General features: G+C 44.3%; 17 protein-coding genes, 1 tRNA gene and 1 other RNA gene. 8 read left to right on the plus strand and 11 right to left on the minus strand.

Annotated elements, in window-relative coordinates; genetic code table 11:
• Positions 1-54: 54 nt before the first annotated feature.
• Complete coding sequence (locus PCY07_RS00680) at positions 55-1,950, minus strand: M13 family metallopeptidase (RefSeq protein ID WP_301355885.1); 1,896 nt, start codon at positions 1,948-1,950, stop codon at positions 55-57.
• 148 nt (positions 1,951-2,098) lie between these two features.
• On the opposite strand from PCY07_RS00680, the gene PCY07_RS00685 reads away from it, so the two are divergent.
• The 4 genes from PCY07_RS00685 to tpx all read left to right on the plus strand — a co-directional run bounded on the left by PCY07_RS00685 (position 2,099) and on the right by tpx (position 5,173).
• Positions 2,099-2,821, plus strand: coding sequence for a metal ABC transporter ATP-binding protein (locus PCY07_RS00685; RefSeq protein WP_301355884.1), 723 nt, complete (start codon positions 2,099-2,101; stop codon positions 2,819-2,821).
• Complete coding sequence (locus tag PCY07_RS00690; protein ID WP_014712826.1) at positions 2,818-3,660, plus strand: metal ABC transporter permease; 843 nt, start codon at positions 2,818-2,820, stop codon at positions 3,658-3,660. Before PCY07_RS00685 ends, PCY07_RS00690 begins: the two co-directional genes overlap by 4 nt.
• 11 nt (positions 3,661-3,671) lie before the next feature.
• Complete coding sequence (fimA, locus tag PCY07_RS00695; RefSeq protein ID WP_301355881.1) at positions 3,672-4,601, plus strand: metal ABC transporter substrate-binding lipoprotein/fibrin-binding adhesin FimA; 930 nt, start codon at positions 3,672-3,674, stop codon at positions 4,599-4,601.
• Positions 4,602-4,678: 77 nt separating this feature from the next.
• Entirely contained in the window at positions 4,679-5,173 is a 495-nt protein-coding gene (gene tpx, locus PCY07_RS00700; protein ID WP_301355880.1) for a thiol peroxidase, read from the plus strand.
• Between the two features lie 395 nt (positions 5,174-5,568).
• Here tpx and PCY07_RS00705 read toward each other — a convergent pair whose 3' ends face one another.
• Complete coding sequence (locus PCY07_RS00705) at positions 5,569-6,594, minus strand: DUF3114 domain-containing protein (RefSeq protein ID WP_301355878.1); 1,026 nt, start codon at positions 6,592-6,594, stop codon at positions 5,569-5,571.
• Between the two features lie 124 nt (positions 6,595-6,718).
• Between PCY07_RS00705 and PCY07_RS00710 the strand changes: the two genes are divergently transcribed.
• Positions 6,719-7,372: a metal-dependent transcriptional regulator gene (locus PCY07_RS00710; RefSeq protein ID WP_301355877.1), complete on the plus strand. Its 654-nt coding sequence runs from the start codon at positions 6,719-6,721 to the stop codon at positions 7,370-7,372.
• 21 nt (positions 7,373-7,393) lie between these two features.
• On the opposite strand, the gene dtd is transcribed toward PCY07_RS00710, so the two are convergent.
• The 8 genes from dtd to PCY07_RS00750 form a co-directional block, all read right to left on the minus strand.
• Positions 7,394-7,837, minus strand: coding sequence for a D-aminoacyl-tRNA deacylase (gene dtd / locus PCY07_RS00715; protein ID WP_024054704.1), 444 nt, complete (start codon positions 7,835-7,837; stop codon positions 7,394-7,396).
• A 215-nt stretch (positions 7,838-8,052) separates the two neighbouring features.
• Positions 8,053-10,272: a bifunctional (p)ppGpp synthetase/guanosine-3',5'-bis(diphosphate) 3'-pyrophosphohydrolase gene (locus PCY07_RS00720; RefSeq protein ID WP_195311546.1), complete on the minus strand. Its 2,220-nt coding sequence runs from the start codon at positions 10,270-10,272 to the stop codon at positions 8,053-8,055.
• A 226-nt stretch (positions 10,273-10,498) separates the two neighbouring features.
• Positions 10,499-10,879, minus strand: a complete 381-nt coding sequence (locus tag PCY07_RS00725; RefSeq protein WP_301355876.1) for a DUF1310 family protein — start codon at positions 10,877-10,879, stop codon at positions 10,499-10,501.
• Positions 10,880-10,971: 92 nt separating this feature from the next.
• On the minus strand, positions 10,972-11,715 hold the full coding sequence (locus tag PCY07_RS00730; protein ID WP_301355875.1) for a 16S rRNA (uracil(1498)-N(3))-methyltransferase: 744 nt from the start codon (positions 11,713-11,715) through the stop codon (positions 10,972-10,974).
• A 1-nt stretch (position 11,716) separates the two neighbouring features.
• Positions 11,717-12,667 carry a 50S ribosomal protein L11 methyltransferase gene (prmA, locus tag PCY07_RS00735; RefSeq protein WP_301355899.1) on the minus strand — a complete coding sequence of 317 codons (951 nt, stop codon included), beginning with the start codon at positions 12,665-12,667 and terminating at the stop codon, positions 11,717-11,719.
• Between the two features lie 137 nt (positions 12,668-12,804).
• Positions 12,805-13,278: a GNAT family N-acetyltransferase gene (locus PCY07_RS00740; RefSeq protein WP_301355873.1), complete on the minus strand. Its 474-nt coding sequence runs from the start codon at positions 13,276-13,278 to the stop codon at positions 12,805-12,807.
• The gene (locus PCY07_RS00745; protein ID WP_013904513.1) at positions 13,275-13,715 is read right to left on the minus strand and encodes an NUDIX hydrolase; all 441 of its coding nucleotides are present in this window, start codon (positions 13,713-13,715) and stop codon (positions 13,275-13,277) included. Before PCY07_RS00745 ends, PCY07_RS00740 begins: the two co-directional genes overlap by 4 nt.
• Positions 13,716-13,727: 12 nt before the next feature.
• A complete protein-coding gene (locus tag PCY07_RS00750) occupies positions 13,728-14,198 on the minus strand; it encodes a DUF3013 family protein (protein ID WP_049473933.1) in 471 nt (156 codons plus the stop codon).
• Positions 14,199-14,312: 114 nt separating this feature from the next.
• On the opposite strand from PCY07_RS00750, the gene PCY07_RS00755 reads away from it, so the two are divergent.
• From PCY07_RS00755 to PCY07_RS00765, 3 genes are all read left to right on the plus strand, one after another.
• Positions 14,313-15,584, plus strand: coding sequence for a replication-associated recombination protein A (locus PCY07_RS00755; protein ID WP_301355869.1), 1,272 nt, complete (start codon positions 14,313-14,315; stop codon positions 15,582-15,584).
• A 66-nt stretch (positions 15,585-15,650) separates the two neighbouring features.
• Positions 15,651-15,843, plus strand: a non-coding RNA gene (ssrS, locus tag PCY07_RS00760) — 6S RNA.
• A gap of 5 nt (positions 15,844-15,848) precedes the next feature.
• Positions 15,849-15,921: transfer RNA gene (locus PCY07_RS00765), tRNA-Lys, on the plus strand.
• Positions 15,922-16,007: 86 nt separating this feature from the next.
• Here PCY07_RS00765 and PCY07_RS00770 read toward each other — a convergent pair.
• The gene (locus PCY07_RS00770; RefSeq protein WP_134973532.1) at positions 16,008-17,147 is read right to left on the minus strand and encodes a site-specific integrase; all 1,140 of its coding nucleotides are present in this window, start codon (positions 17,145-17,147) and stop codon (positions 16,008-16,010) included.
• Between the last annotated feature and the right edge of the window lies 1 nt (position 17,148).

The following is a 17,148-nucleotide window of genomic DNA, read 5'->3' on the forward strand; positions in this document are numbered from 1 at the left end:
CATGGTCAATCTCCTATTTTCTTCTCGCTTTTTTTACGGGCTTAGTATCTTAAACTACCAAATGATCACACGGTCTTCTGGTGCGCGCCACATGCCGTCACCTTCTTTGACATCAAAGTTTTCAAAGAATTCGTCAAAGTTTGGTAATTGAACATTGGTACGGAGTTTTCCTGGTGCGTGGACATCGACACTTGCGAGGAGTTGCATGTACTCTGTACGAGCTTTCATGCGCCAGATGCGAGCAAAGTTAGTGAAGAATTCTTCTGCTGAGAAATCTTCCTCTTTTTTCGCTGCTTCAAGAGCTGCAGCGATACCGCCGAGGTCTGCTACGTTTTCAGAAACAGTCAATTTCCCGTTGATCTTAGCACCGTATGAATCTTGGCCTTCGAACTGATCGATGACTTTTTGAGTCCGAGCGGTAAAGGCTTCGTAATCTTCTGGTTTCCACCAGTCTTTCAAGCTACCGTTCTCGTCAAAGGATGCTCCATTGGTGTCAAAGGCGTGGGAGATTTCATGGGCAATGACCGCACCGATTCCGCCGTAGTTGGCTGATGATGATTGGTGAAGGTCATAGAAAGGTGCCTGTAAAATCGCTGCTGGGAAGACGATTTGGTTCTGTTGCGGATCATAGTAAGCATTGACCATATTAGCTGGCATGTGCCATTCGCTCCGATCAACTGGTTGGTTCCACTTGCTCCAGACATGCTCGATGGAAATTTGAGCCAATTTTTGAGCATTTTCCACCAAGGTCTTGCTTTCGTCGATGATCTTCTTGGCGTATGTTTCAGGTAATTTTTCAGGGTAGCCGATATGTGGTGTGATGACATTGAGCTTGACAATGGCTTTTTCACGAGTTTCAGGAGCGAGCCAGTCTGCTTTTTCTAAGCGATCCTTGTAGACTTCAATCATGGTCGCTACTTTATGCTCTACGTCTGCTTTCGCCTCTGGTGAGAATTTTTCTCCTGCATACCAAAGGCCAAGTGCTTGGCTATAAGGTCCTTCTGCCAAAGCCAAAGCGGCTTTTTCTTTCGGACGGGCTTCTGGTGTCCCTGTAATCGTACGGCTATACTCACCAGATAAGACACGGATTTCTTCAGTCAAGAAAGACGTCCAAGAAAGAGCTGCACTGAGTTTCAATTTGGCATGAATGGTTTCCCAGTTGGCTGCCGAGTAGTATTTTGGCGCAAATTCCTTCCAGAAGCGCTCTTCTGGAACAATGATAGTATCTGGCGTTTGCCCGATCACTTCTGTAAAGAAGGTATCGAGTGGCAATTCTGGAACCAAGGCCTTGAAATCTGCCCACTCATAAGGATGGTAGAGTTTGTTGTACTCGGATTTTTCTTCGTTTGACAAGACATATTTGGCCAATTCTGCATCCGCCGCAATCACTTTATCCAGAATGTCTTTGATTTCCTCCTCTGAGAAATCAAATTTTGCCAAGAGCTTTTCAACCATTTGACGCCAAACAGCCAATAACTCTGGGCCTTTTTCATTGCCTTCTTCATAGTAGGTCGTATCAGGCAAGATCAAACCGAGTGCTTCTCCCCACAAGACATTCATTTGGGCATTCATAAAGTCTGGTGACACGCTAAATGGCATGAGATTTGGTTTGCCAGCTAGTTCATAGGTACCCAACTTGCTGGTATAGTCTTCAAAAGAAGACAAAGCCTTAATTTCATTGATCAAGGGCATGACTGGTGCCACACCAGCTGCTTCTCGCGCATTAAAATCTGCCACCATTTTGTGGTATTTGACAAAGTTTTGCAGAATGCTGTCTTCAGGTAGCTCTTCTCCCCGTTGCCATTTCCCAGTGATATCCAACATCAAGTTTTCGATATCTTGGATCAAGTCCATAAAACCACCAGTTGACGGTTTGTCATCAGGAATCACAGCTGTCTCAGCCCATTCCCCGTTGACGTAATCATAAAAATCATCTTGTAAACGTACCATGATCTTCTCGCTTTCATTCTTTTCTAATAACCTTATCAAAAATAGGAACTTTTTTCAATGATTACAAGTAAGTTAATCTAAATTATTTTATAAATTAACTTGACTTAATTTTTTTATTTATGTATATTAATAGTAAAGGAGCAAACTCATGATTCAAATTGAACATCTAAGTGTTGCCTACCAGCAAACACTGGCCCTAGAGGATCTTTCCCTCACCATCCAGGGTCCAACCATCCTAGGCATTCTTGGTCCCAATGGGGCTGGAAAATCAACCCTAATTAAGGCCATGCTGGGACTTCTTCCTCATTCAGGAAGGGTCCAGCTTGATCAAAAAGATCTCAGCCAAGTTCTTCAACGAGTGGCCTACGTCGAACAGAAATCCGCTATTGATTTCCACTTCCCCATCACGGTGCGGGAGTGTGTCTCACTGGGTCTCTATCCCCATCTTTCTATCTTCAAGCGAAAAAGCAAAGAGGACCTCAAAAAAGTGGAAAATGCCTTGAAACTTGTCAATCTTCTTGATCTAGCAGATCGCCAGATTGGTCAGCTTTCGGGAGGGCAATTCCAACGGGTGCTGATTGCCCGTTGCCTGGTCCAAGAAGCGGATGTCATCTTTTTGGATGAGCCCTTCGCAGGGATTGACTCTGTCAGCGAAGACATCATCATGCAGACCCTCCAGACCTTGAAACAAGAAGGCAAGACCATCCTGATTGTCCATCACGACCTCAGCAAGGTCCCAGCTTATTTTGACCAGGTCCTCCTCCTTCACCGCAAGCTGATCGCTTTTGGGAAAACAGAGGAAACCTTTACCAAGGAGAATCTGCATGCAGCCTATGGGCATGAACTCTTTATAGGAGGTGGCGTCGGATGATTACAGAATTTATCGATGGATTACAGCAATTCCACTTCTTACAGAATGCCCTGATCACAGCCATTGCCATCGGTATTGTCGCTGGAGCTGTCGGATGCTTCATTATTTTGCGAGGCATGTCTCTCATGGGAGATGCCATCTCGCACGCAGTCCTTCCAGGGGTGGCCCTGTCCTTTATCCTTGGCATCAATTTCTTTATTGGCGCCATTGTCTTTGGACTTCTAGCTTCCATCCTTATCACCTATATCAAGAGCAACTCCATCATCAAGAGCGACACAGCGATAGGGATTACCTTTTCTTCTTTCCTCGCCTTAGGAGTCATCCTGATTGGAGTCGCAAAAAGTTCCACCGACCTCTTCCACATCCTCTTTGGGAATATCTTGGCCGTGCAAGACCAGGATATGTGGATGACCATCGGTGTCGGGGTAACCGTATTACTGGTGATTTGCCTGCTCTTTCGACCCTTACTGCTCACATCTTTTGATCCCGTTTTGGCTCAATCCATGGGCGTCCGGGTCAAGATCTATCACTACCTGCTCATGGTGCTCTTGACCTTGGTTTCTGTCACTGCTATGCAGAGTGTTGGGACCATTCTCATCGTCGCCATGCTCATCACACCCGCTGCGACGGCCTATCTCTATGCCAACAGCCTCTGGTCCATGATGCTTTTGTCCTCTAGCTTAGGTGCTCTTGCATCCATTCTGGGACTCTTTATTGGCTATAGCTTAAACATCGCCGTTGGGTCTTGTATTGTCCTCACTTCTGCCGTCTTCTTTCTCATCAGCTTTTTTATCGCTCCTAAGCAGAGAAAGAACAAGCACGCTCTTTCATCTCATTAAAGGAGAAACACATGAAAAAAATCGCTTCTGTCCTCGCCCTCTTTGTGGCACTCTTATTCGGTCTTCTAGCCTGTAGCAAGGGGTCTTCTTCTGGAGCTTCTGGTAAATTGAAAGTGGTCACCACCAATTCGATCCTTGCAGATATCACCAAAAATATTGCTGGGGATAAGATCGAGCTCCACAGTATCGTTCCCGTCGGCAAAGATCCCCACGAATACGAACCGCTACCAGAAGATGTCAAAAAAACTTCACAAGCAGACCTGATCTTCTACAACGGGATCAACCTTGAAACTGGTGGGAATGCTTGGTTCACTAAATTGGTCAAAAATGCCAATAAAGTAGAAAACAAGGACTATTTCGCAGTGAGCGAGGGAGTCGACGTCATCTACCTAGAAGGCCAAAACCAAGCGGGAAAAGAAGACCCACACGCTTGGCTCAATCTCGAAAACGGGATCCTCTACGCTAAAAACATTGCCAAACAATTGATCGCAAAAGATCCAAAAAATAAGGACTTCTACGAAAAAAATCTAGCAGCCTACACTGAAAAACTCAGCAAGCTAGACCAAAAAGCCAAACAAGCATTCAATAACATCCCAGAAGAGAAAAAGATGATTGTGACCAGCGAAGGCTGTTTCAAGTACTTCTCAAAAGCCTATGGCGTCCCATCTGCCTATATCTGGGAAATCAATACGGAAGAAGAAGGCACACCTGACCAAATCAAAACACTGGTAGAAAAACTCCGTCAAACCAAGGTGCCGGCCCTCTTTGTTGAATCCAGTGTCGATGAACGTCCTATGAAAACTGTCTCTAAAGATACCAATATCCCGATCTATGCAAAGATCTTCACTGATTCCATTGCCAAAGAAGGAGAAAAGGGCGATAGCTACTACAGCATGATGAAGTGGAACTTAGACAAGATCGCAGAAGGATTGAGTCAGTAACCCTTCAGATTTCTAAACAAATCAGTGGCCCCTCCTCCGGTATTGAGGTACAATAAAAACAAAAAAGGAGTCTTTTTATGGCAACATTTTTAGGAAACCCTGTTACCTTTACCGGATCTCAACTTCAAGTAGGGGAAATGGCCCATGATTTTTCATTGATCACTCCAGCTCTGGAGAAGAAATCTTTAGCTGATTTTGCTGGGAAGAAAAAAGTCCTCAGCATCATCCCATCCATCGACACAGGGATCTGTTCGATGCAAACACGTCACTTCAACAAGACCTTATCGGACTTGGAAGACACTGTCGTCTTGACGGTCTCTGTCGACCTTCCTTTTGCTCAAGGTAAATGGTGTGCTACTGAAGGGATCGACAATGCTATCATGCTCTCAGACTACTACGACCATTCCTTCGGAAAAGCCTACGGCCTCTTGATCAATGAATGGCACTTGCTTGCGCGCGCTGTTTTGGTCCTAGATGCAGATAACAAGGTGACTTACGTTGAATACCTAGACAACATCAACAGCGAACTAAATTACGACGCTGCAATCGAAGCCGTCAAAGTACTTGGATAAACGAAAAAAGAGGTCTGCGACCTCTTTTCTATATCTACAAAATCTGTTCAGAACCTTTCCTTAAGTGAGTACGGACGTCAGCGAACTTCTAGGAAGTTCCATGACTTAGCAAGATACAAAGGGTGTTCGCGGATAAAGTCAAAATAGGAAGTTTGACACAGAATCTTTTGATTCTAGAAAAACTTATCTTTTTGACACGATCCGCAGCCCGTGTTCAATTAGTTTTGAACCTAACGTTTCAAAACTCCCGAGTACTTGAAACAACAATGTTTCAAGCACTTTTCTCACAGCGGAAAGGCTCATCACCTGATAGATCAGCTCTAAGAACTTAACTGTTTTAACTTCTTTTAAGAATCTCTTAGGCTATTTTATGTAAAATAACAGTTCTTTCGTTGTTATAAAATCCGATGGAGCCCATTCTGGAGGAGAACCCGCCAGCGTAAGCGAGGGATGCCTCTGAGGAAACTTCGCACGCGTCTTGCTACTTGTTGCTTGTAGCTCTTGCCTCCTTGTGCAAAGACTCCTTTTCGACTCCAGTATCCCTCGATACCGCGGTCATTCTTCGGAGCTAGATAGCGAACACCTTGCTGATAGAGGACCTGCTTGCGAAAGGCTGGGTCCCACGCTTTGACGGGGTCAATATCTAAGTCCTTATGGGTCCGGCCCCTAGCCAACCCGTAGTTAAAACTGGCACCATTGACAATGCCATTTTCAGAAACTTCTACTGGATCGACTTCATTGAGGAAATGCCCAGCTTGATCGAGAATATACTCCGTATGAAAATTTAACAAGACCTTGAAATTGACTTGTTGGGAGGTCCCTGATGGATAATGAAGGTGACCATCTGGCCTTAGGGAGACCTTGTTGTGAAGGCGGGCAGCCGCATAAGCATCCACCGTGATCGCTCTAGCCTCCTGTAGGTAAGCTTGTAAGGCCTCTTCGTCAGTCTGTCCAGCTCTTGCCTCATGCGTCCGAATCCATTGTGCCTGGTAACTTGAAAGTAGATAGCGCAACTGGTGAACCTGGCGTTTCAAGAGCTGATCTCCCGACTGATCTGCTAAGTGATCCTTTTTAAAAGCGATTTGCACGACGCGTGAAAAAGCCTTCCAAAAGTCGGAACCTGGTGGACAATCTGGAGCCATCCTACTCAGAAGAAAGGCTGTTTCTTCACAAGTTCCAGACAAGTCACTTGGCATAAGAAGAATTTTCATGACTCCCCTCAGCAAGTCTTGGGCAGCAGTTTCCGTTAGATCTTTGATCTCTTGAAACCACATGTTTTGAAATAGAGGACTGGCAAAGAAAAAGACAGACTGATATTGTTCTTGGTAGGCTTGTGGATCTTTGTATCCCTGCAAGTGCTTCTCTAGATAGGCTAAACTATTTTCTCTCCAGCCTAGTCTCGCTAATTCCCGTCTGTTCATGATGCCGTCCTTTCTATGATTCTATACTACCATCTTTTGGAGCTTGAGACAATTCTCATTACTCCACTAGCGTTTTTGAGGATTTTTTTGATATACTAGAAGTGAGCGAAGAAAAGAGGAAAGCATGACACCAAACAAAGAAGATTACCTCAAGTGCATTTATGAAATTGGCACAGAAGTAGAAAAAATCAGTAATAAGGAAATCGCCAGTCGCATGCAGGTCTCTCCACCCGCTGTGACCGAGATGATTAAGCGCATGATCTCTGAGGGCCTCTTGGTGAAAGATAAGACCCATGGCTATCTACTAACAGATCTGGGCTCGCAATTGGTCTCTGATCTCTACCGCAAGCACCGCTTGATCGAAGTATTTCTGCTGGAAAATCTTGGCTACACAACTGAGGAAGTCCATGAAGAGGCAGAAGTTCTCGAGCATACCGTTTCTGAACATTTCATCGACCGACTGGATCACATGCTTGGGAATCCTAAGACCTGCCCTCACGGTGGGACAATTCCAAAGAAAGGCGAAAGGCTTGTCGAAGCCCACCAAGGCCGTCTCAGTGAAACGACCCAACCTGGTCTGTATATTCTGAAAAGGGTCTATGACACCTATGAATTGTTAAAATTCTTAGACCAGATCCATCTCCAAATTGGTGATACCATCGCGTTTCAACGGTACGATGACTACACAGGCCTCTATCACTTCGTTATCCATGGACAAGAAATTTCTATCAACCAAGTGATCGCCCAACAACTTTATATCGAAAAACATGCAGTCTAATCCGACTGCATGCTTTCTTACTTATGGATTTTTTGTATCTAGCAAAATCGTCACTGGACCATCATTGATCAATTCAATCGCCATATCGGCTCCAAAAATCCCTCGTTTGACAGGGACTTCTTTTTCTAATTGATCATTAAAGGCATCATATAACTGACTGGCCATATCTGGCTTGGCAGCCCCTGTAAAAGCAGGACGGTTGCCTTTTTTGGTGTCCGCAAAAAGGGTAAATTGAGAGATCGACAAAATTTCCCCTTGGATATCTTTGACTGAAAGATTCATCTTATCTTCCTCATCTGAGAAAATACGCATCTGCGATACCTTTCGAACCGCATAATCTAAATCTTTCTGATCATCATCTGGACCGACACCTACTAGAAGCAGCAAACCTTGCTGGATCGCATTGTATACTTGACCATCAATGGAAACTGAGGCACTCTTGACCCGTTGAATCACTAATTTCATTTTACTATCCTATTTTATAAATCTATCGAGCATTCACTGCTGCGCTTGAAAGAACATCAACCTCAGACGACGAGCTAACCAAGCAATAAAAGAGTTCTGAGCACGTCCTAGCTTCTTCAAAGAAAATCGACATCAGACAAGGCAGTGAGACGCAGGCATAACTGTAGTTAGGCCAGTCGAAACTAACGCAGTATGAAGTCGATTTTCGCAGAAGACTAGCCATTGGTACGCTTAACAGAGTACACCTCCGGCACACTCTTAATCTTATCCACAACTGTTGTCAACATCGATAGGTTCGGAATCCCAAAGGAAATGTGGATATTGGCAAATTTCATATCTTTGGTTGGTTGAGCATTGACAGTTGAGATCATCTTAGCTGTATTGGAGAGGACTTGGAGCACGTCGTTAAGAAGACCTGCACGGTTGAGTCCATAAATGTCAATATGGGCGATGTAGTCCTTGGTCGTATTATTGTCTTCCCACTCGACATCGATCAAGCGTTGCTCGTAGTTATCTTGAGCGCGAAGATTCATACAGTCTCGGCGGTGAATCGCAACACCACGCCCTTTGGTAATGTAGCCCACAATTTCATCTCCTGGAACTGGGTTACAGCACTTAGCAATCCGAATCAAGAGTCCAGAAGCTCCTTGGATAACCACGCCACCTTCATGACGGACCTTCAAGGTGTCTTTTTTATTTTCAACCTTGACCTCGCCACCTTTGACCAGCTCTTCTGCTTCTGCGCGTGCCTTAGCCCGCTCTTCTTCTCGACGTTCTTCCTCCGTCAAGCGGTTAAAGATGGTAATAGCCCCGATCTCTCCAAAACCAATCGCCGCAAACAAGGCTTCTTCTGTCTTATAGCTTGATTTTTGTAGCACTTTATCCATGTGCTTTTTGTCCATGAACTTATTGGCTACCAAGTCATGCTCGTGAAATTGGGCCATCAAGAGATCCCGACCACGGGTAATCGACAATTCCTTGTCTTGATTTTTAAAGAACTGACGAATCTTGTTGCGCGCCTTGCTAGTTTTAACAAGGGTCAGCCAGTCACGGCTCGGACCAAAGGAGTTGGCATTAGTGATAATCTCCACCTGATCTCCTGTCCGTAGCTTGGTATTAAGAGGCACCATCCGGCCGTTGACCTTGGCACCAATCGCTTTTTCCCCAACCTTGGTGTGGATCTCATAGGCAAAATCGATCGGTCCAGAATCTTTCGGAAGCGAGCGCACGGTTCCATCTGGTGTGAAGACGTAAATTTCTTCTGCCAAGATGTCTTCTTTTACATTTTCAACAAATTCTTTGGCATCGCCTGACTGGTCTTGGAGCTCCATCATCTCCTTGATCCAGTTCATCCCAATAGCTGATTCCTTGCTGTTTACTTGACCCTTGATCCCTTTTTTATAAGCCCAGTGAGCCGCAACCCCATACTCGGCAACCTCGTGCATTTCCTTGGTTCGGATCTGGAACTCAATTGGCCCTTTAGGACCGTATACAGTCGTATGGATGGACTGGTAGCCATTGGCCTTCCGGTTGGCAATATAGTCCTTAAAGCGCCCCGGCATTGGCTTCCAGAGCTCATGGATGTAGCCCAGCATGGCATAAACATCACTTGGAGTATCCAAGATGCAGCGGATGGCAATCAAGTCATAGATTTCATCAAAGCGTTTCTTTTTATCCTGCATTTTGCGATAGATCGAATAGATATGCTTTGGTCGACCATAAATTTTCCCATGCAAATGACGTTCCCCAGCATAGGTCTCGATCTTGTGGACAACCTCTTCCACCAACTCTTCGCGCTCGCGACGTTTTTCCTTCATCATATGAGAAATCTTGTAGAATTCTGTCTCATTCAAATAACGGAAAGACAAATCCTCAAGTTCCCATTTGACGCTGGAAATCCCGAGCCGGTGGGCGAGTGGCGCATAGATTTCCATGGTCTCACGCGAAATGCGCTCTTGCTTATCCTTGCGTAAATGCTTAAGGGTACGCATATTATGCAAGCGGTCTGCCAATTTGACCAAAATGACACGGATATCTTGAGACATGGCCATAAGCATCTTGCGATGGTTTTCCGCCAACTGCTCTTCATGGGACTTGTACTTGACCTTCCCGAGCTTGGTCACCCCATCGACAATCACGCGCACATCATGACCAAATTCGCGCTCTAAATCATCTAAAGTCGCATCCGTATCTTCCACGACATCATGTAAAAAGCCACAGGCTACCGTCACAGCATCCAGCTTCAGCTTGGCAAGGATTCCTGCCACTTGAATCGGATGAATGATATAAGGCTCGCCAGATTGACGGAATTGCCCACTATGGCAATCAACCGCATAGACCAAAGCCTTTTGCACAAAAGCAACATCTTCAGGTGATAAATATTTTTTTGTAAGGGCAACGACTTGGTCCCCTGTTAAATTCTCTTCTTTCGGCATTCATTTTCTCCAGTTTCTTGGATACTATTTTAACACTTTTAGAAGCAGATGGGAACCAATGAAGCTACTTTAATATACGGATACTACTTTGTCTTACAAAACTCTTGCAAAGCGTTTAACTCCAATTTCTTTCTTCCAACCCCTTCTTTAACAGAGTTTGAAAATTTTCCAGCCAAATCCGAATCAATAGTTCCAATAACCTGATCTAGAGAACTTTCAAGTTCTGTTAAACTAGATGAAATACAGAAGTACTCATCCCTACAGATCTAATCGGGCCATCTTCACTACGCTTCCTTAATCCCATACTTCCAGTTATTTCTTTATCTCCATTTATAATTACCTTAAACATAATTCCTCCCATTGGATTGTGTTCGATCGTTTCGTCATCAATTTCATACGATTGAATTTTTCCATTTTCTGTAAACGCGTCCGGATCTTCCTGTTTCAAATCATCTACAATTAACTTTTTCACTTCTTGACTATGTACAATTCGGACCATTTCTTGTTGGAATTCTAGATGATCCTTTACTTTTGACCCAACCCAGATCAAGAGTCCAACAACTATCACAGAAAATATCAAACGTCGTCTATTCTCTTTTTTATTCATATGCATCCTCTCCTTACTTTTATAATTCGTAAAAATTTTTGAAAATAGAAGATTTTTGTAAAAAAAACTAACGAAGTGATTCCTTCACTTCGTTAGTTCATTAATTCTGTAACAACACTCACGGCGCTGAGAGCATAGAGTGGTGCTGTTTCTGCTCGAAGAATACGAGGGCCAAGTCCTGCAAGGATTGCTCCTTTAGCTTCAAAAGACTCAATTTCCGCAGGTGAAAGACCACCTTCCGGTCCAAAGATAAAGAGTAGTTTACTTCCAGCTTCCAATTCTGTCAGCGACTGAATCAGAGCAGTTGCCTCTCCATCTTTAGCCGACTCTTCATAGGCCACCACGATGCGGTCAAACTGGTCCAGTTGTGCAAGAAAGTCAACCTTTTTCTCAAAAAGAGTAATGCTCGGGACCAAATTTCGCTTGCTTTGCTCGGCTGCTCCAAGTGCGATTTTTTCTAACTTCTCAACCTTTTTGCCCAATTTCTTGCCATCCCATTTGGCAACGGACCAGTCAGCGGGAAAGGCCCAGATCTGGCTAGCACCCAGTTCCGTCACCTTTTGAGTGATAAACTCCAGCTTGTCTCCTTTGGGAAAGCCTGATGCGATGGTCACTTGGACTGGCAGTTCCACATTGTCCGCTAATTCCTCGATTAACTCCAACTGACGGGCTTCTACATTGACCACGCGCGCCAAGCGCTTGATCCCATCATCAAAGACCAAGGTCACCTCATCATCTTCTTTTAAGCGCATGACTTGAAACATGTGCTTGCTGGTCTCCTTGTCCTCAATGGTGACAGGTGAGCTAGCCAATCCTTTTACAAAATACTGCTGCATGCTAGCCTCCAATCACACCGGAGACATCCTTGGTCTTCTTGAAGACGCAGGCATTCCATTCCCCTTGGATCATGTGGGTTTCAAGGAAAAATCCAGCTAACTCAGCTGACTCACGCACCATGTCCCACTTGTCCTTGATAATGCCACTCATGATCAGGTAACCTTCGTCCTTGACCAAACGATAAGCATCGTCTGTCAGATGGATAAGGATATCCGCCAAGATGTTGGCTACGATGACATCTGCCTCAATCTCCACGCCCTTGAGCAAATCGCCTGGGGCAACATGGATGTTTTCCATGTCCGGGTTGAGTTCAATATTTTCCTGAGCGACGCGAACCGCTACATCATCCAAGTCATAGGCAAAGATTTCCTTAGCACCCAGAAGGGAGCTAGCAATGGAAAGGACGCCTGATCCTGTCCCCACATCTAGCACTGTCTCCCCACCACGAAGAACTTGCTCTAAGGCAAAGAGGCTCATCTTGGTTGTTGGGTGGGTTCCTGTTCCAAATGCCATCCCTGGATCCAGCTTGATAATCTTTTCTCCAGCAGTCGCTTCATAGTCTGTCCATGACGGCACGATGGTCAAGTCATGAGTGATACGAGCTGGTTCATAGTACTTCTTCCAGTTGTCGGCCCAGTCTTCCTCAGCCAAGGCAGTCGTTCCCATCTTGATCTCTCCTAAATCCATAAAGTCGGTCAATTCTGCAAGACTCGCCTGCAAATCCGCTTCAACCGCTGCTACATCAACCGTTTCCGGGTAGTAGGCCGTCACCACGATTTCTTCTTGTTGCACAACCTCTGGGAAAATCTCACCGAAACGGTCGACATTTCCCACATAGTCCATGCTGTCTTCAATCGCAACTCCTTGGGCGCCTAACTCGATCAAGAGATTAGAGACTAGCTCCTCACCCTCACGCTTCACCGTTACTTTTAACTCTTGCCATGTTTCCATCATTAAGATACCAAGCCCGTAAAACACAAAGCCAAAATAGGAAACTCTCTGAAGACACTTGTATCTATGAGAAGTTTACCTTTTTGGCACAGTGTTTAGGGCGGGTTCAGTTTAGAAATTTAACTGAACCATCCTTTCTATTTCTCTATTAATTTTTTCATGTAGACCATATCCATGCCTTCTTTTTCAGGCTCGATATGGGTTTGATGGTAGCCATTCTTCTCGTAAAACGCGACCATCCCTGCATCCTGTAACACCGTACACAAATCCCATTGTCTAACGGTTGAAAACTCCTCTTCTAGCAAGCGTAATCCTTCAGATCCATACCCTTTTCCCTGATACGGAGGCAGAATCGCTGCAGTCCCCAACCAAGCTTCCGTTAACTCTTCATTGGTATGAATTCGTAAAAAACCAATCTTCTCTTCGTTTTCTTTTACAAAGTAGTAATAGCTATGGGGCCGCTCAACTAATTTCCATTTGATTCGCTCACGATCTTCTAGATAGGGATCATATTCATCTTGGTATTTGTCATAGACTGCCTTAAAACTGGCTCTTTGAATGGCAATAATGGTTTCTAAATCCTCTGCTCCTGCTTTCTCAAGTGTTATCATAAACTTTCCTCCATATAATCTCTCACTCGTTCTTGCAATTGGGGAACAACTCGATCTGAAGTTAAAAATTCTTCAAAGCTCACTAACTTATAGCCCTGGCCCTCGTCTCCGAAGATGATACTTTCGAACTGTTCCTGTGTCAACCTCCCAACTAAAAAGACGGATTTTTTATTTCCATCTAGCATACTGGGGTAGAGCCGGGACCAGATCACATCGGCTTTCGACAGTTGGATGCTCAATTCCTCATAAATCTCACGCGCCACACACTCAAAAGGGGTCTCATTTCCTTCCCGACCACCACCTGGTAATTCCCACATATTAGGCCAGGGAATATCCTCCTTGTCATCGCGCAAGATGGTCAAAATTTGCCCATCACAAATCAAGGCAATTTTACAACCCGTAAATTCGAACCGTTCTTCTAAGCAATCCTCAAGCATGAGCTTTCCCTCCTAATATCTCGGATAAGGATAAAAGGTGCTTTCTTCTAGGCCGACTTTGCCTTCTTCAAAAACTTCTTGGTTCCAGACGATCTCAAAGCTCTCTGCTTCTTCGTCTGCTAAGAAATCCATGAGCTCATCCAAGGCCAGCTCAGCTGTATCTCGAAGGAAAGTCGCAAAATAAGCTAGAAACTCACGAGACAAGCCTTTTTTCGGCTCATAAGGAATCGCTGTTAAATAGGCATCTTCTTCCACATGAGACTTGGCTGGATTGTAGAAAATGACGGCTTCTTCAAAGAAGATATCCTCGTCAGACTCTTCTCCAGCTTCATCAACCAGGGCAACCCCGCCTGTGTTTTGCGCTTCCAAGAGAAAAGCCACTTCTACCGCATGGTTTTTCTTATCCCAATTGATCTCAAAATCAAAAGGAAAAACCTTGTCCATCTCCTCTTCTAAAATATCCAAAAATCCGTATTTAGACATAGCGTCCTCTTTCTAATTTCCCACTCTTAGAGCGGAATATGATACAATAGTTACTACAATCTTACCATAAAAAACGCCTCTTTGAAAGGAGACAAAGCTAGAAAGGAGAAGGAAATGCCCGACAATCTCGCACTCCGTATGCGACCACGAACGATCGATCAAGTCATCGGTCAACAGCACCTGGTCGGAGAAGGCAAAATCATTCGTCGCATGGTCGAGGCCAATCGTCTGTCCTCTATGATTCTCTATGGACCTCCGGGGATCGGAAAGACCAGTATTGCTTCTGCGATCGCAGGAACGACCAAGTATGCTTTTCGAACTTTTAATGCAACAGTTGACAGTAAAAAACGCCTCCAAGAAATCGCAGAGGAGGCCAAATTTTCTGGTGGCTTAGTCCTCCTTTTGGACGAAATCCATCGCCTCGATAAAACCAAACAAGATTTTCTCTTGCCTTTGCTCGAAAGCGGTCTAGTCATCATGATCGGTGCAACGACTGAAAATCCCTTTTTCTCTGTCACACCCGCTATTCGTAGCCGCGTACAGATCTTTGAGCTGGAACCGTTGACGACGGAGGAGGTCAAGCAAGCTCTGAAAACGACTCTAGATGATCCCGAGCGTGGCTTTGACTTTCCAGTCGTGCTCGATGAGGACGCTTTGGATTTCATCGCTACCTCGACCAATGGAGATCTTCGCTCTGCTTTTAATTCTCTCGATCTGGCGGTGCTGTCGACCTCTGAAAATGCAGAAGGGATTCGCCATATTACGCTAGAGATCATGGAAAACAGCCTCCAGCGCAGCTATATCACCATGGACAAAGATGGAGATGGCCACTACGATGTACTCTCTGCTCTGCAAAAATCTATCCGTGGTTCGGATGTCGATGCTAGTCTCCACTACGCCGCTCGTTTGATCGAAGCCGGAGATCTACCCAGCCTCGCTCGTCGCTTGACTGTTATCGCTTATGAGGATATCGGTCTGGCCAATCCAGATGCGCAGATCCATACCGTAACAGCCCTTCAAGCAGCTGAGCGCATCGGCTTTCCTGAGGCCCGCATTCTCATCGCCAACATCGTCATCGATCTAGCCCTTTCGCCTAAATCCAACTCAGCCTACGTTGCGATGGACAAGGCGCTGGCTGATCTTAGAAGTTCTGGCAACCTTCCTATTCCTCGCCACCTCCGAGATGGTCATTATGCCGGAAGCAAGGAACTGGGAAATGCGCAAAACTATAAATACCCCCACAACTACCCTGGCAACTGGGTCAATCAGGACTACCTGCCAGACAAGCTCAAACACGCCTCCTACTTTATTCCCAATGAAAATGGCAAGTACGAGCGTGCTCTCGGAACCACCAAGGAGAAGATTGATCAATTTAAGAAAAAGTGACATCGGTTTCAAAAAATTGAGATTTTCCCTTGAAATATTTTCAAAATGTGGTATCATATACATATAGAAACGCTGTGGTGTACGACTTCACACTTAAGTGTTGACCGACTATTTTTTGTATTATTAGGGAAACAAAAGACTTCTGGCAGTATGCAGGCCGTTTCACGCGGAAGCAGCTAAGTCAGAGCGAGTTGCCCACCTGCTTAATTGCGCGGGTTCAATACAAATCGTGAAGTTTCGGCACCAATACAGCTTTTTATATTTGCCTCCTTAGCTCAGTTGGTAGAGCAGTAGACTCTTAATCTATGGGTCACAGGTTCGAGCCCTGTAGGGGGCATCAAACTTCAACAGTAAAAGCCTTGATAACCAAGGCTTTTTTGCTTGTCTTAAGAGCATTTGCCCCATCATTTGCCCCACATTTTTTTATGAGCAATCTTTCCAGATATCTCTGATTTGATTAAATTCCTCAAAAATTTTCTCTTCTAAAGTGTGTCCATATACTTCTACCAACATTGAAATATCTCTATGCCCTAGAATTTTTGCGATAACTCCAAGGTCAAACCCTTTGTGCCAGAGGTAGCTTCCATAGGTGTGACGTGCTCCTTTTGTCGTGATAATTGGATAAATGTCCAACTCATTTAAGAGAACACTCAAAGCTTTATTGACGCTAGCAATATCTGGAACTGAATGAATATATCCAAAATGTTGAAAGATCATTCGATATCGATTTTTGATTCCTAACTCCATGTTTGCTCTTTCTTGCTCCGTTTGTAAAAGGCGCAAAATTTTGATACACTCTTCGTCTATTGGAACCATCCGAATAGACGTTTTATTTTTTGGTGGAACAAACTTATGAGAGAGAGTATTATACCTCCTGTATGTTTTTAACAATCCTCTGTCAAAATCAACTTCATTCCAAGTTAACGCTATTAACTCTCCAAACCTCATGCCTGTTTTTAATAGAAAATAGACGATATAAGGAACAATTGAACGTTGGTAATCAAATTTTCTCTTTACTGCTAAAAGTAAATCCAGATAGTCCTTTTCTGTATGTAAATATTTCTCTTCTGTCATCTGTTGTTCTTTGGATGAAAACAACTCGACATGTTGTGTAAAATCATCTATTAGAACTTTGTCAGCAATTGCCATTTGGATGCTCTGATGAATTCCAGTATTCAATCTACCAAGAAAATTTCTACCAACTGTTTGCCCATACTTATTCATAATTCTTTGGTATTCACTCGCACGAATTTGAGTGACTTTTTTATTTCCAAATAATCTTTCAATTGTGTTTTTACGGAGAAGATATTTTTTCTTTGTTTCTTCCGACCTACTACTTGGTAAAATTTTTAGTTCAAGCCATTCTTGATATAGATCGGCAAGAGAAATATCTCTAGAAATTCTTTTTCCTAAACGAAGTTCTTGCAGAATCGGTTCAGCTTCTGACTCTGCAAGTTTTTTTGTTTTAAAACCGCTATTATGAGCAACAGTTTTTCCTTCGTTACGAATTTCATAGGTCCATAAATTACTATCTCCTCGCTTTCGGTAACGAACACTTGCCATA

Source organism: Streptococcus sp. SP1, from assembly GCF_030440005.1.
In the GTDB taxonomy this organism is placed as follows: Bacteria; Bacillota; Bacilli; order Lactobacillales; family Streptococcaceae; genus Streptococcus; species Streptococcus parasanguinis.

Coding starts and splice junctions, on each gene's coding strand:
- PCY07_RS00680 (WP_301355885.1), bottom strand. CDS start 1,950: ATGGTACGTTTACAAGATGATTTTTATGATTACGTCAACGGGGAATGG.
- PCY07_RS00685 (WP_301355884.1), top strand. CDS start 2,099: ATGATTCAAATTGAACATCTAAGTGTTGCCTACCAGCAAACACTGGCC.
- PCY07_RS00690 (WP_014712826.1), top strand. CDS start 2,818: ATGATTACAGAATTTATCGATGGATTACAGCAATTCCACTTCTTACAG.
- fimA (WP_301355881.1), top strand. CDS start 3,672: ATGAAAAAAATCGCTTCTGTCCTCGCCCTCTTTGTGGCACTCTTATTC.
- tpx (WP_301355880.1), top strand. CDS start 4,679: ATGGCAACATTTTTAGGAAACCCTGTTACCTTTACCGGATCTCAACTT.
- PCY07_RS00705 (WP_301355878.1), bottom strand. CDS start 6,594: ATGAACAGACGGGAATTAGCGAGACTAGGCTGGAGAGAAAATAGTTTA.
- PCY07_RS00710 (WP_301355877.1), top strand. CDS start 6,719: ATGACACCAAACAAAGAAGATTACCTCAAGTGCATTTATGAAATTGGC.
- dtd (WP_024054704.1), bottom strand. CDS start 7,837: ATGAAATTAGTGATTCAACGGGTCAAGAGTGCCTCAGTTTCCATTGAT.
- PCY07_RS00720 (WP_195311546.1), bottom strand. CDS start 10,272: ATGCCGAAAGAAGAGAATTTAACAGGGGACCAAGTCGTTGCCCTTACA.
- PCY07_RS00725 (WP_301355876.1), bottom strand. CDS start 10,879: ATGAATAAAAAAGAGAATAGACGACGTTTGATATTTTCTGTGATAGTT.
- PCY07_RS00730 (WP_301355875.1), bottom strand. CDS start 11,715: ATGCAGCAGTATTTTGTAAAAGGATTGGCTAGCTCACCTGTCACCATT.
- prmA (WP_301355899.1), bottom strand. CDS start 12,667: ATGGAAACATGGCAAGAGTTAAAAGTAACGGTGAAGCGTGAGGGTGAG.
- PCY07_RS00740 (WP_301355873.1), bottom strand. CDS start 13,278: ATGATAACACTTGAGAAAGCAGGAGCAGAGGATTTAGAAACCATTATT.
- PCY07_RS00745 (WP_013904513.1), bottom strand. CDS start 13,715: ATGCTTGAGGATTGCTTAGAAGAACGGTTCGAATTTACGGGTTGTAAA.
- PCY07_RS00750 (WP_049473933.1), bottom strand. CDS start 14,198: ATGTCTAAATACGGATTTTTGGATATTTTAGAAGAGGAGATGGACAAG.
- PCY07_RS00755 (WP_301355869.1), top strand. CDS start 14,313: ATGCCCGACAATCTCGCACTCCGTATGCGACCACGAACGATCGATCAA.
- PCY07_RS00770 (WP_134973532.1), bottom strand. CDS start 17,147: ATGGCAAGTGTTCGTTACCGAAAGCGAGGAGATAGTAATTTATGGACC.